This window comes from Citrobacter sp. RHBSTW-00887, from assembly GCF_013728095.1.
Taxonomy (GTDB): Bacteria; Pseudomonadota; Gammaproteobacteria; order Enterobacterales; family Enterobacteriaceae; genus Citrobacter; species Citrobacter braakii.
The window spans coordinates 4,750,247-4,763,941 of record NZ_CP056267.1; the positions used below are offsets into that span (position 1 = coordinate 4,750,247).

The 13,695-nt window shown below is 50.3% G+C and carries 12 protein-coding genes and 1 tRNA gene; 12 read left to right on the forward strand and 1 reads right to left on the reverse strand.

All coding sequences use genetic code 11. The features are described 5' to 3' along the window. The first annotated feature begins 206 nt into the window (after positions 1-206). The gene (gene yjeH / locus HV314_RS22610; RefSeq protein ID WP_181546778.1) at positions 207-1,472 is read left to right on the forward strand and encodes an L-methionine/branched-chain amino acid transporter; all 1,266 of its coding nucleotides are present in this window, start codon (positions 207-209) and stop codon (positions 1,470-1,472) included. Positions 1,473-1,520: 48 nt separating this feature from the next. Here the strand turns inward: yjeH and HV314_RS22615 are convergent, their stop codons facing one another. Next, positions 1,521-1,997 (reverse strand): FxsA family protein, encoded by a 477-nt coding sequence (locus HV314_RS22615; protein ID WP_016151389.1) that lies wholly within the window; start codon positions 1,995-1,997, stop codon positions 1,521-1,523. A 338-nt stretch (positions 1,998-2,335) separates the two neighbouring features. On the opposite strand from HV314_RS22615, the gene aspA reads away from it, so the two are divergent. From aspA to HV314_RS22670, 11 genes are all read left to right on the forward strand, one after another. Beyond that, positions 2,336-3,772, forward strand: coding sequence for an aspartate ammonia-lyase (aspA, locus tag HV314_RS22620; RefSeq protein ID WP_016151388.1), 1,437 nt, complete (start codon positions 2,336-2,338; stop codon positions 3,770-3,772). Positions 3,773-3,887: 115 nt separating this feature from the next. Next, positions 3,888-5,189 (forward strand): anaerobic C4-dicarboxylate transporter DcuA, encoded by a 1,302-nt coding sequence (gene dcuA / locus HV314_RS22625; protein WP_016151387.1) that lies wholly within the window; start codon positions 3,888-3,890, stop codon positions 5,187-5,189. Positions 5,190-5,314: 125 nt separating this feature from the next. Continuing rightward, positions 5,315-5,662 carry a divalent cation tolerance protein CutA gene (gene cutA / locus HV314_RS22630; RefSeq protein WP_003025447.1) on the forward strand — a complete coding sequence of 116 codons (348 nt, stop codon included), beginning with the start codon at positions 5,315-5,317 and terminating at the stop codon, positions 5,660-5,662. Continuing rightward, complete coding sequence (locus HV314_RS22635) at positions 5,638-7,347, forward strand: protein-disulfide reductase DsbD (protein ID WP_181546780.1); 1,710 nt, start codon at positions 5,638-5,640, stop codon at positions 7,345-7,347. Before cutA ends, HV314_RS22635 begins: the two co-directional genes overlap by 25 nt. Before the next feature lie 36 nt (positions 7,348-7,383). Continuing rightward, positions 7,384-7,959: a transcriptional regulator gene (locus tag HV314_RS22640; RefSeq protein WP_094762211.1), complete on the forward strand. Its 576-nt coding sequence runs from the start codon at positions 7,384-7,386 to the stop codon at positions 7,957-7,959. Between the two features lie 393 nt (positions 7,960-8,352). Then, positions 8,353-8,428 (forward strand) — tRNA-Phe (locus HV314_RS22645). Positions 8,429-8,623: 195 nt separating this feature from the next. Beyond that, positions 8,624-9,877: a tyrosine-type recombinase/integrase gene (locus HV314_RS22650; protein WP_032747583.1), complete on the forward strand. Its 1,254-nt coding sequence runs from the start codon at positions 8,624-8,626 to the stop codon at positions 9,875-9,877. 183 nt (positions 9,878-10,060) lie between these two features. Beyond that, a protein-coding gene (locus tag HV314_RS22655) for an IS1 family transposase (RefSeq protein ID WP_224267724.1) occupies positions 10,061-10,758 on the forward strand; the annotation gives its coding sequence in 2 pieces (ribosomal slippage) (positions 10,061-10,310 and positions 10,310-10,758; 699 coding nt in all). 420 nt (positions 10,759-11,178) lie between these two features. Beyond that, positions 11,179-11,916: a glycine zipper domain-containing protein gene (locus tag HV314_RS22660; RefSeq protein WP_032747578.1), complete on the forward strand. Its 738-nt coding sequence runs from the start codon at positions 11,179-11,181 to the stop codon at positions 11,914-11,916. Between the two features lie 79 nt (positions 11,917-11,995). Then, complete coding sequence (locus tag HV314_RS22665) at positions 11,996-12,478, forward strand: hypothetical protein (protein WP_023288353.1); 483 nt, start codon at positions 11,996-11,998, stop codon at positions 12,476-12,478. A gap of 81 nt (positions 12,479-12,559) precedes the next feature. Then, complete coding sequence (locus HV314_RS22670; protein WP_072096726.1) at positions 12,560-13,672, forward strand: tellurite resistance domain protein; 1,113 nt, start codon at positions 12,560-12,562, stop codon at positions 13,670-13,672. The last annotated feature ends 23 nt before the right edge of the window (positions 13,673-13,695 follow it).

Genomic DNA, 13,695 nt, shown 5'->3' on the forward strand with positions numbered 1-13,695 from the left:
AGTGACCAGAGAAATGGGGATGGGGCTTTGTACCTTCAAGGGGGCAAGCGAAAAAAAATTTATATCAGCAGAAAATTCCGTCAAAACGCCGACGCGCATCACATTTTATAACGATTTCAGTCACGTCGTCATAAGCAAATACGATTGTGATACCATCAAAAATCTGCGCTGTAGCCCGGTCAATGGGCATAACCGGATAACAACTTATGAGCGGACTGAAACAAGAGCTGGGACTGGCTCAGGGCATTGGCCTGTTGTCGACATCATTGCTAGGTACAGGCGTTTTCGCCGTCCCTGCGCTAGCCGCGCTGGTGGCTGGCAACAACAGCCTGTGGGCCTGGCCGGTGCTGATTGTTTTAGTCTTTCCCGTGGCGATTGTCTTTGCCGTACTGGGCCGTCATTTTCCCAGCGCGGGTGGCGTGGCGCATTTTGTTGGTATGGCCTTTGGCTCACGCCTGGAGCGCGTCACCGGATGGCTATTTTTGTCGGTGATTCCCGTCGGCTTGCCTGCGGCATTACATATTGCCGCCGGATTTGGTCAGGCGATGTTTGGCTGGCATGACGAACAGCTTCTGTTGGCAGAGCTCGGTACGCTGGCATTGGTTTGGTATATCGGCTCCCACGGTGCCGGCTCTAGCGCTAATCTGCAAACGGTCATTGCCGGATTGATTGTTGCCTTCATTGTCGCCATCTGGTGGGCGGGCGATGTGAAACCTGGCGAAATCCCCTTTCCTGCGATAACCGAGATTGAGCTCCCCGGACTGTTCGCCGCGCTGTCGGTGATGTTCTGGTGTTTTGTTGGCCTTGAAGCGTTTGCCCATCTGGCATCTGAATTCAAAAACCCGGAGCGGGATTTCCCACGCGCGCTGATGATCGGCCTGCTGCTTGCGGGCTCTGTTTATTGGGCATGCACCGTCGTCGTGCTTCATTTTGGCGCCTACGGTGAGCAAATGGCGGCGGCGGCCTCACTGCCAGAGATCGTCGTGCAGTTATTTGGCGTACAGGCACTGTGGGTCGCCTGCATCATTGGTTATCTGGCCTGTTTTGCCAGTCTCAACATTTATATTCAAAGTTTCGCCCGGCTGGTCTGGTCGCAAGCGCAATATAAGCCGGAAAGTCATCTGGCGCGTCTGTCTCCCCGTCACCTTCCGCGCAATGCGCTAAACGCCGTATTGGGCTGCTGCGTGATCAGTACGTTGTGCATCTATATGCTGAAAATCAATCTCGATGCGTTAATCACCTATGCTAACGGCATCTTTATTATGATTTATTTGCTGTGCATGCTGGCGGGATGTCGATTACTGAAAGGGCATTATCGCATGCTGGCAGTCATTGGCGGTCTACTGTGTCTGCTGCTGTTGGCAATGGTTGGCTGGAAGAGCCTGTATGCACTGATTATGTTGGCAGGGCTGTGGCTGTTTTTACCCCGCAGGCCGGATAAGGCGACGTTGACGCCGTCATCCGGCAGATAAGCATTTTGCCGGATGGTGCTCACGCTTATCCGGCCCGCATACTGATGCTTAATCCCGAGGATCGTCTTTATGATCAATACGGTTGCGATCGTCGTCTTTGCGCTGAAATTCGCCATCAAAGGTCTCACCGCCACCGGTTCCGGCGCTGAAACCACCGCCCGGCATACGCGAAAAACGCAAATGCGGCAGCAGTTTCATTGTCAGATGTTTTTGCACCGGGGGTAATAAAAGAAGAAGACCGAGGAAATCGGTGAAAAAACCGGGCAGTACCAACAGCAGACCAGCAATGATCAGCGACACGCTCTTGATCATTTCTGCAGCCGGACTTTCACCAGCCGCCATTTTTTGTTGCATCAGTAAAAAGTTTTTAAATCCCTGGTTACGAACCAGAGACATACCGATAACCGACGTAAAAATAACCAAAATCAGCGTCATCAGGACACCCAGGACATGGGCAACCTGAATAAAAATAGATATCTCTATGTAAACATAGAGAAAAATGGCAAGTAATGGTATCCAGCGCAAAGGGTTCTCCTGTCAATAACAGTCGTTTTTTTCAACGCCTGCCCGATGAATTATGTGACTCGCATCAATTAGATGTTGAGGTGGTTAGCAAAATTTCAAGTCGCTTGTACACTTATTTTTAGTATTAATCCTAAAGGGGTGATCCATTTCACAGAATAATAAATAAGGGGTAAATTCCACGCTTTAAGTGATCCAGATTACGGTAGAAATCCTGAACCAGCATATGATCTCGAGTATCAGACCGATGCAGGGGATAATCGTCGGTCGAGAAACAATCGAAATCACATATATCCTGTGTGTTTAGTCAAATCATTGGCAGCTTGAAAAAGAAGGTTCACATGTTAAACAACATTCGTATCGAAGAAGACTTGTTGGGTACCAGGGAAGTTCCAGCGGACGCCTACTACGGTGTTCACACTCTGAGAGCGATTGAAAACTTCTACATTAGCAACAACAAAATCAGCGACATTCCTGAATTTGTTCGCGGTATGGTAATGGTTAAAAAGGCAGCGGCAATGGCCAACAAAGAGCTGCAAACCATTCCTAAGAGTGTGGCAAATGCCATCATCGCGGCGTGTGATGAAGTCCTGAATAACGGAAAATGCATGGATCAATTCCCGGTAGATGTTTACCAGGGTGGTGCGGGTACCTCCGTCAACATGAACACCAACGAAGTGCTGGCCAATATCGGTCTGGAATTGATGGGTCACCAGAAAGGTGAGTATCAGTACCTGAACCCGAACGACCACGTTAACAAATGTCAGTCTACCAACGACGCTTACCCAACTGGCTTCCGTATCGCGGTATACGCATCCATCATCAAACTGATCGATGCCCTGAACCAGCTGCGTGAAGGCTTCGAACAAAAAGCTGTTGAATTCCAGGACATCCTGAAAATGGGCCGTACCCAGCTGCAGGATGCTGTACCGATGACCCTCGGTCAGGAATTCCATGCTTTCAGCGTACTGTTGAAAGAAGAAGTGAAAAACATTAGTCGTACCGCTGAGCTGCTGCTGGAAGTTAACCTCGGTGCAACTGCAATCGGTACTGGTCTGAACACGCCGAAAGAATACTCCCCGCTGGCAGTACAGAAACTGGCTGAAGTCACTGGCTTCGCCTGTGTTCCGGCAGAAGACCTGATTGAAGCAACTTCTGACTGCGGCGCATACGTTATGGTTCACGGCGCACTGAAACGTCTGGCTGTTAAGATGTCCAAAATCTGTAACGACCTGCGTTTGCTCTCCTCTGGCCCACGCGCTGGTCTGAACGAGATCAACCTGCCGGAACTGCAGGCTGGTTCTTCTATCATGCCAGCAAAAGTGAACCCAGTTGTTCCAGAAGTCGTAAACCAGGTTTGCTTTAAAGTCATCGGTAACGACATCACCGTTACTATGGCATCTGAAGCTGGTCAGCTGCAGCTGAACGTAATGGAGCCGGTCATTGGCCAGGCAATGTTTGAATCCATTCACATTCTGAGCAATGCTTGCTACAACCTGCTGGAAAAATGCGTTAGTGGTATCACTGCTAACAAAGAAGTCTGTGAAGCGTTTGTATTCAACTCCATCGGCATCGTTACTTACCTCAACCCGTTCATCGGTCACCACAACGGCGACATCGTCGGTAAAATTTGTGCCGAAACCGGTAAGAGCGTACGTGAAGTTGTCCTGGAACGCGGTCTGTTGACCGAGTCTGAACTGGACGATATCTTCTCTGCACAGAACCTGATGCACCCTGCTTATAAAGCAAAACGTTATACTGATGAAAGCGAACAGTAATCGTGTAGGGTAGTACCGGAGAAGGCACGTCATGATGACGTGCCTTTTTTCTTACTCGAAGTTACTTAAAAACAACAATTTAATATCAACTTGTTAAACAACAAGGAAGGCTAATATGATAGTTTTAGAACTTATCATCGTTTTGCTGGCAATCTTTTTAGGTGCCAGACTTGGGGGTATCGGTATTGGATTTGCAGGTGGGCTGGGTGTTCTGGTTCTTGCCGCTATTGGCGTAAAACCAGGTAATATTCCGTTCGATGTTATTTCCATTATCATGGCGGTTATCGCTGCCATCTCTGCCATGCAGATTGCCGGTGGTCTGGACTATCTGGTTCATCAAACTGAAAAACTGCTGCGTAAAAACCCGAAATACATCACGATCCTTGCACCAATCGTGACCTATTTCCTGACTATCTTTGCCGGTACCGGCAACATCTCTCTGGCAACTCTGCCGGTTATCGCTGAAGTCGCGAAGGAACAAGGTATCAAACCTTGCCGTCCGCTCTCTACCGCAGTGGTTTCTGCACAGATTGCGATTACGGCGTCGCCAATCTCCGCAGCCGTGGTTTACATGTCTTCCGTAATGGAAGGTCATGGCATCAGCTACATTCACCTGCTGTCCGTGGTCATTCCGTCCACTCTGCTGGCCGTTCTGGTGATGTCCTTCCTGGTAACGATGCTGTTCAACTCCAAACTGTCTGACGACCCGATTTATCGTAAGCGTCTGGAAGAAGGTTTGGTTGAACTGCGTGGTGAAAGACAAGTTGAAATCAAAGCTGGCGCGAAAACCTCCGTTTGGTTGTTCCTGCTGGGCGTGATTTGCGTAGTTGTATACGCCATCATCAACAGCCCAAGCCTCGGCCTGGTCGCTAAACCGCTGATGAACACCACCAACGCAATCCTGATCATCATGCTGAGCGTCGCGACGCTGACTACGATCGTCTGCCGCGTTGAAACTGACTCCATCCTGAACTCCAGCACCTTTAAAGCGGGTATGAGCGCCTGTATTTGTATCCTGGGTGTTGCATGGCTGGGTGATACCTTCGTATCTCACAACATTGACTGGATCAAAGATACTGCAGGTAGCGTAATTCAGGGTCATCCGTGGTTGCTGGCTGTCATTTTCTTCTTTGCTTCTGCGCTGCTGTACTCTCAGGCTGCAACTGCTAAAGCACTGATGCCGATGGCTCTGGCTCTGAACGTTTCCCCACTGACTGCTGTTGCGTCTTTCGCAGCTGTTTCTGGCCTGTTCATTCTGCCAACCTACCCAACTCTGGTTGCGGCGGTGCAGATGGATGACACCGGTACAACCCGCATCGGTAAATTCGTCTTTAACCATCCGTTCTTCATCCCGGGTACTCTGGGCGTGCTTTTGGCTGTCTGCTTCGGCTTCTTGCTGGGCAGCTTCATGCTGTAAAACTTTACTGCAGGGTGCCTTCGCGCCCTGCAGTTCCTCCTCATCCCGCTTTAACTAACATCCTTCCCTCGTCCGTTGTATAGTGACCACTCTTTAGCTGGTTACTCTGTTCTTTCGAGGTGTTTATGCTTGATGTAAAGAGTCAGGATATTTCCATCCCCGATACCGTTGTGGTGCTCTGTACCGCCCCGGATGAAGCAACCGCCCAGGATCTGGCCGCCAAAGTGCTGGCGGAAAAGCTGGCTGCCTGCGTGACGCTGCTGCCTGGCGCGACTTCCCTCTATTATTGGGAAGGTAAACTGGAGCAGGAATATGAAGTCCAGATGATTTTAAAAACCACCGTCACACACCAGCAAGCCCTTCTCGATTGCCTGAAGTCACATCATCCATACCAAACGCCTGAACTTCTGGTTTTACCCGTCACTCACGGAGACTTTGATTACCGCTCATGGCTCAACGCATCCTTACGCTGATCCTGCTGCTGTGCAGCACATCTACCTTTGCCGGATTATTTGACGCGCCTGGCCGCTCGCAGTTTGTTCCTGCCGATCGGGCGTTTGCTTTTGATTTTCAGCAAAACCAACACGATCTGAACCTCTCATGGCAGGTTAAAGATGGCTACTATCTGTATCGCAAACAGATAAGCATTACGCCATCTCAGGCCGATATCGCCGAGGTAAAACTACCGCCAGGCGTCTGGCATGAAGATGAGTTTTATGGCAAAAGTGAGATTTACCGTAAACAATTGACTATCCCGGTCACGGTCAATCAGGCTAAATCTGGCGCAACATTAACGGTCACATACCAGGGCTGTGCCGACGCCGGTTTTTGCTATCCGCCTGAAACTAAAACGGTGCCATTAAGTGAAGTGTCTGCCAATACCAGGGCGACACCTGCGCCAGTGCCTGCCACCGATACCTTGCAAGAGAGACCACAACTCGCAACCCAGCTTCCCTTCTCTGCGCTGTGGGCATTGCTAATCGGAATTGGCATCGCGTTTACACCTTGCGTATTGCCGATGTATCCGCTGATTTCCGGTATCGTGCTGGGCGGCAAACAACGCTTATCAACCGGACGCGCGCTGCTGCTGACGTTTATCTACGTCCAGGGAATGGCGCTCACTTATACCGCGCTGGGTCTGGTTGTTGCGGCCGCTGGATTGCAGTTCCAGGCTGCGCTACAGCATCCTTACGTCCTGATTGGCCTTGCCGTGGTCTTTACGCTGCTGGCCCTTTCGATGTTTGGCTTGTTCACGCTGCAACTCCCTTCATCGCTGCAAACACGCCTTACATTGATGAGTAACCGTCAGCAAGGCGGTTCCCCCGGTAGCGTCTTTGCGATGGGGGCGATTGCCGGCCTCATCTGTTCTCCTTGTACAACGGCCCCGCTAAGCGCGATTTTGCTGTATATCGCTCAGAGCGGGAACATGTGGCTGGGAGGCGGCACGCTGTATCTGTACGCGCTGGGGATGGGATTACCTCTGATGCTAATTACCGTATTCGGTAATCGTCTGTTACCTAAAAGCGGCCCATGGATGGAACATGTCAAAACCGCTTTTGGCTTTGTCATTCTGGCGCTCCCCGTCTTCTTACTCGAACGCATCATTGGCGACGACTGGGGCGTTCGCCTGTGGTCGCTGTTGGGCGTCGCATTCTTTAGCTGGGCATTTATCACCAGCCTGCAGGCAAAGCACGCCTGGATGCGCATCGTGCAAATTATCCTGTTAGCTGCAGCGCTGGTAAGCGTACGGCCATTGCAGGACTGGGCGTTCGGCGTGCCGCATGCTCAAACCCAGACACACCTTAACTTCACGCCTGTGGCTTCGGTGGATGCGCTAAATCAGGCGCTGGCACAAGCTAAAGGCAAGCCAGTGATGTTGGATCTGTATGCTGACTGGTGCGTGGCCTGTAAGGAGTTTGAGAAGTATACGTTTAGCAATCAGCAGGTTCAGCAAGCGCTAGGCGACACGGTGCTTTTGCAGGCGGATGTGACTGCAAATAATGCCCAGGATGTCGCTCTGCTGAAACATCTACAGGTTTTAGGTTTGCCGACTATTTTGTTCTTTGACGCCGAGGGGAAAGAGCATCCGGAGGCTCGGGTAACCGGCTTTATGGATGCCGCGACCTTCAGCGCACATTTGCGCGATCGCCAACCGTGAGCGACACTTGCAACAAGAAATACGGAGGAGAATACCGTGCAACGTGAAGATGTCCTGGGAGAAGCCCTGAAATTACTTGAGGTTCAAGGGATAGCCAATACCACACTGGAAATGGTGGCCGAACGTATCGATTATCCTCTTGATGAACTACAACGCTTTTGGCCCGACAAAGAGGCCATTCTGTACGATGCGTTACGTTACCTCAGCCAGCGGGTGGATATCTGGCGGCGTCAACTTTTGCTGGATGACACCCTGAGCGCTGAACAGAAATTACTGGCACGCTACACCGCGCTGTCCGAATGCGTGAGCAATAATCGCTATCCAGGCTGCCTGTTTATCGCCGCCTGTACGTTTTACCCCGATCCCGGGCATCCGATCCATCAGTTAGCCGATCAGCAAAAACAGGCGGCACATGACTTCACCCATGAGCTGCTGACGACGCTGGAAGTTGACGACCCTGCAATGGTTGCCAAACAGATGGAACTGGTGCTGGAGGGCTGTCTGAGCCGCATGCTGGTGAATCGTAGCCATGCTGATGTCGAAACGGCACACCGTCTGGCTGAAGATATCCTGCGCTTTGCTCAGTGCCGTATGGGCGGTGCGCTGACTTAAGCAAGCATGCCCGCCAAGCCGAAATGAGTAAACACAGCGCCATCAGTCTCTAAAACGCACCATCGCCACGGTGGTGCGAAATACTCTGTTAAACGCCCGCCCAACTCATCGCCCGACACACCAGCGGGTCCTGCCGCAGCAATTGCACCGTTAGTTACTGGAAACGTCGGAAAGGTTTGTGCACAACTTGCGGTAGTGTGCGGGAGTAATACAGGCCGCGTAATGTTTTCGTCAGTCTTTGCTCATATAGAAGGTCAGATAGGTAAATTGCCTGGAAGTTTTGTGCAAACTTCAGGCATAATTGCACAGATTGCCGCAATATTAAGCGATTGAACATCTTTTCCCGAAATTTGATTGACTGGCAGACGTGAATACGGTTTAATGCGCCCCGTTGCCCGGATAGCTCAGTCGGTAGAGCAGGGGATTGAAAATCCCCGTGTCCTTGGTTCGATTCCGAGTCCGGGCACCAAATTCATATCAACGGACCTCTACGGAGGTCCGTTTTTGCATTCTAATCCCGCTAAAATCAACACATCCACAACACGTTAACTCCACCCCACTCAATCAAATTCAACCCGCATCAAGTGCCTTGCGAGGGTACAACTGAGGGTATAGTCTGATTCGATAAAATTTATACCCCTTTTACTATCAGGAGACCCCACCAATGGCGCTCACTGACGCTAAAATCCGTGCAGCTAAACCGGATGAAAAACCTTATAAACTTGCTGACAGCGGCAACATGTTTTTGCTCGTTCACCCTAACGGCTCGCGTTACTGGCGGCTCCGCTATCGGTTTCTGGGCAAAGAGAAAACGCTCGCTCTGGGCGTCTATCCTGAAGTCTCATTATCAGAAGCAAGGGAAAAGCGCGATGCAGCGAGAAAACTCATTTCTGATGGTGTCGACCCTTGCGAACAGAAGCGAGTAAAGAAAGCAGTACCGGAGGCCAGTAATACGTTCGAGCTTGTTGCGCGTCAGTGGCACAAGAGCAACAAAAAATGGTCCGAAGCACATAGTGAGAAGATACTGAAAAGCCTTGAGACTCATGTTTTCCCCTTTATCGGCTCACGTGATATTACCGCCCTCCGAACTCCTGATTTACTTATCCCCGTTAAAGCAGCCGAAGCAAAAGAGATATATGAGATTGCTGCCCGCCTTCAGCAACGTATCACTGCAATCATGCGCTATGCTGCCCAGTCCGGCATTATCAGCTATAACCCTGCCGTGGATATGGCTGGTGCTTTAACGACGGTGAAACGCCAGCACCGTCCTGCCCTCGCCTTAAATCGCATTTCAGAGCTCCTTGAACGACTGGATACCTACAGGGGACAACCTCTTACCCGACTGGCAACTAAACTTACCCTGCTTATCTTCATTCGTTCCAGTGAGCTTCGCTTTGCAAGATGGTCTGAGATCGACTTCGAGAAAGCCATGTGGACCATTCCTCCTGAACGAAAACCTATTGAAGGGGTCAAGTACTCGCATCGTGGCTCCAAAATGCGTACAGAGCATCTGGTTCCACTCTCAACTCAGGCACTGGATATTCTCAAACAAATCCAGGTCATCAGCGGTGAGCACGAGCTAATTTTCACTGGCGACCACAATCCATGGAAACCTATGAGTGAAAATACGGTGAATAACGCGTTACGCCTGATCGGCTACAATACAAAAGTTGACGTTTGTGGCCACGGCTTCAGGGCAATGGCATGCAGTTCATTGATTGAATCTGGTCTATGGTCCAGGGATGCTGTTGAACGTCAGATGAGCCATCAGGAGCGTAATGGCGTACGTGCGGCCTACATTCATAAAGCTGAGTTCTTAGACGAACGCAAATTGATGCTGCAATGGTGGGCAGATTTTCTCGATGCGAATAGTGAAAATCCGGTCTCACCTTTCGATTACGCCAGACAACAATTATAATCTATTCTCCCGGCAGAAATGCCGGGAGAATGTTTACTTATTCTTTCCCTGTATACATTTATTCACAGAGGGGGTGATGGCAAGCTGCCGCCTGTCCTTGTGATGAACTATTTTACGTAGGTACAGGGGGTAATGCTGCCAACTTACTGATTTAGTGTATGATGGTGATTTTAAGGTGCTTGCGTGGCTTCTGTTTCTATCAGCTGTCCCTCCTGTTCAGCTACTGACGGCGTGGTGCGTAACGGTAAAAGTACTGCCGGACATCAGCGCTATCTCTGCTCTCACTGCCGTAAAACATGGCAGCTACAGTTCACTTACACCGCCTCTCAACCCGGTACACACCAGAAAATCATTGATATGGCCATGAATGGCGTTGGATGCCGGGCAACCGCCCGCATTATGGGCGTTGGCCTCAACACGATTTTCCGCCATTTAAAAAACTCAGGCCGCAGTCGGTAACCTCGCGCATACAGCCGGGCAGTGACGTCATCGTCTGCGCGGAAATGGACGAACAGTGGGGCTACGTCGGGGCTAAATCACGCCAGCGCTGGCTGTTTTACGCGTATGACAGGGTACGCAGGACGGTCGTGGCCCACGTTTTTGGTGAACGCACAATGTCCACGCTGGAGCGTCTTCTGAGCCTGCTATCGGCCTTTGACGTGGTGGTATGGATGACGGACGGATGGCCGCTTTATGAATCCCGCCTGAAGGGAAAGCTGCACGTTATCAGCAAGCGATATACGCAGCGAATTGAGAGGTATAACCTGAATCTGAGGCAGTATCTGGCAAGGCTGGGACGGAAGTCACTGTCGTTCTCAAAATCGGTGGAGCTGCATGACAAAGTCATCGGGCATTATCTAAACATAAAACACTATCAGTAAGTTGAAGTCATTACCGACGTTGAGATATATTCACGGAATGTATATTTTATGTGGAGATATCCTCCCATGTTTCATGGTAAGGCCTACGAATTCGAAAATGTCGATTATTTTTGAAAAAGATGTGTTTCAGCAGCAAGGCCAACATAAAGTGATACGAAAACACAGAATTGCATAAGCTGTTCGGAGATGGAGGGCCAAGATCAAAATTGCATAAGCTGTCAGTGCGGGATACCTACGAACACATAATAACTCATTGCAATTAATTCATTGCTTATTATTTAAATACTCTTTGAATAGCTCTTTTGACATCTTATAACTAATACAATAATCAGTAATGTCGGACAAAATCATTACTAATTCTAAATTTTTAGTTGATACAGCTTGCTTGTCGTTACTTAATTATTTTTAAGGAAAAAGATTGTGAATACATTTAACCGAACTACCACATGCATCGTGATTTCCGCAGCATTGTTACTTGGAGGCTGTGCCAATACCGGAAGCTCTCTCCTGTCTGGGACAAAGCCGGATCCTCGCCTTACCACCACAGAACAATCACAGTTCTTTAGCGCTTCTGGTGCACAAGGTTGTGGCGTAGGCGCCGTATCCGGCGCAGCTCTCGGCGCGTTAGTAGGGGCGCTAGCAGGTGACTCGAAGAAAGCGCTTGCCGGCGCTGCAATTGGTGGCGCTGCTGGCTGTGCTGCAGGTATGACCGCTAACTACTATCTTGACAGACTGAAAAAAGATTATGCCTCCACCGCCGATCGTCTGCAGGCAATGGATAACGACATCAGCAAAGATACCGCAGCGGTTGAAAAATCGACGCTGGCGATGAAACAAGTTATTAGCGAAAACCAGGCCACCTTAACCAAAATCAGCATCCAAAAAGATAAAGCTGGATTTGATAAAGCCGGTGCGAAAACCCAGCTGGCGCAAATTGATGCCAACATCAGCAAGATGAAAGAGACCATGAAAGGCATGAAGGATAAAGAATCTGCCTATAAGGTCGCTTTACAAGGTCAAACGACCACCACAAGTGCAGAGAAAAGCAAGCTGGCAAATTTGAACAAAGAATATGCCAATCTCAATAGCAAGATTGCTGCTCTGGAACAAGAAACCAACGAGCTGTATGAACAGCGCCAGGCGATCTCCCTTGGTTAACCCTTTCGGCCGATAGCATTATCGGCCGGTTTAAGACTGCTTAAAGCAGCGTTATTCGACGCTAATGATGGATTATTTGATGAGAAAATACGCACTTCTTGCCGCCCTTGTCCTTACGGGTTGTACTACGTCTCCCCAGGACTGTGATTTACACGCACAAGATCCAAGCTTTATTACCAAACTGAGCTGCGCCACGTCGGGTGGTTATCGTCAGCAGGTTGATCAAAAAGAACAGCAGGTTCGCCTGAGCCAATATCAAAATGAATCGGCCAGGCAACAGCAGGATTATACCCAAAACAGACAGCAGACCTTAAATCAAAAGCTGGCAGATGAACAAGCAAGGCTAAATGCCGTGCGTTCGGATCTGTCGCAGACTCTCGCAAAACTGAAATCAAGCAAGATTCAAAGCCGCGAACGCCAGCAGGAAATTGCCAAATTGCAGGAGCTGCAGCGCCAGTCACAAACGGCAACGAGCGCCAGCGAAATTTCAGCGATTGAGAAAAAGGTCGCCGAAGCCAAGCACAAAATAAAAGTTCTCGAAGAAGCAAATACGCTCCGCTAAAAGCGCAGAAAACGTTCCGGCTGTCTGAGATGCAATGATACACATCTCATGCATATCACCCACAACAATAATGATTTGCTTATGCAACGATTAACAACTGCCGCGCCGATTCATGAAGCAACGCTGACAACCTATGAAGAGACGGTCGGTATCATACATCGTCATCTTCCCCCTTCACTGGCGCTGCTGTATGCCACCGCGCGTCGCAATGCCGAAGGACGCCTGGAGTGGTGGACAGCACGTCAGGGGCTGGCTAAACCTTTTTCCGCACTGAATGACGCCGAACGGCTGACTGTTGAGAATAAACGTCAGCAATATCAGGACATTCTGGCGGGGTTAATCAGCCAGCTGGCCGCGCGCGGCGAAGATAAGTCAGCACATGCGTTGCAAACGCTACTCACCCAATCACACCACCTCGACGGCTATAGCGTCGGCGGCGAACCGGTGTTGGTCAATTGGGCCACAGCCAGCACAGCGGCGCCCCTCCATACGGTAGTGGTTATCCCCTGGTGCCGCGGTTTTCTTCCTTGGCTGGCATTATTGCTACTGCTGCTCCTACTCGTCGGTGTCTGGTGGTGGTTTACACATCGCCCGGCCGTGACGCTCCCCGTTGTTACACCAACCCATACCGAATTAACTGACACCAATCCCAGCGTGAAGCTTGAGAAACGTCAGGATTTTGGCCGGATAAAAATCAATCTGCAGTGGAAGCAGGGGGACCACAAAGAGCCTGTCGATCTCGATATTGCCGCCTTTGTGCGCTTAAAAAACGGTGAAATCAGCGGCGCTGAGGCGCTGAGTCATTTGCCCGGCAACTATGACCAGCCACCGTATCTGCTGCTGCAGGAAGATCTGCGTGAAGGCAATGACGTGGATGGCGAATGGCTTTTCGTCAACGGCAGCCACTGGCAGGACATTGATGAGGTGCTGATTTATAGCTTCATTTACGCTGGCACCGATAACTGGCAAGGGACAAACGCCTCCGTCACCCTCTATGTCCCCGAACAGCAGCCGATTACATCCATGCTCACGGATAGCGACCAGCGTAATAATGTCGCCGCCATCGCCAGGCTCAAAAATGTCGATGGCAATATTCAGGTTGAACGCCTTGACCGTTTCTTCCCCGACCGCGAGTCGATGGATAAGCACTATGGCTGGGGTTTCAAATGGACGCCCGGCGCGACCAAAAATTAGCCTGCACCACTGTGGCTTTAGTC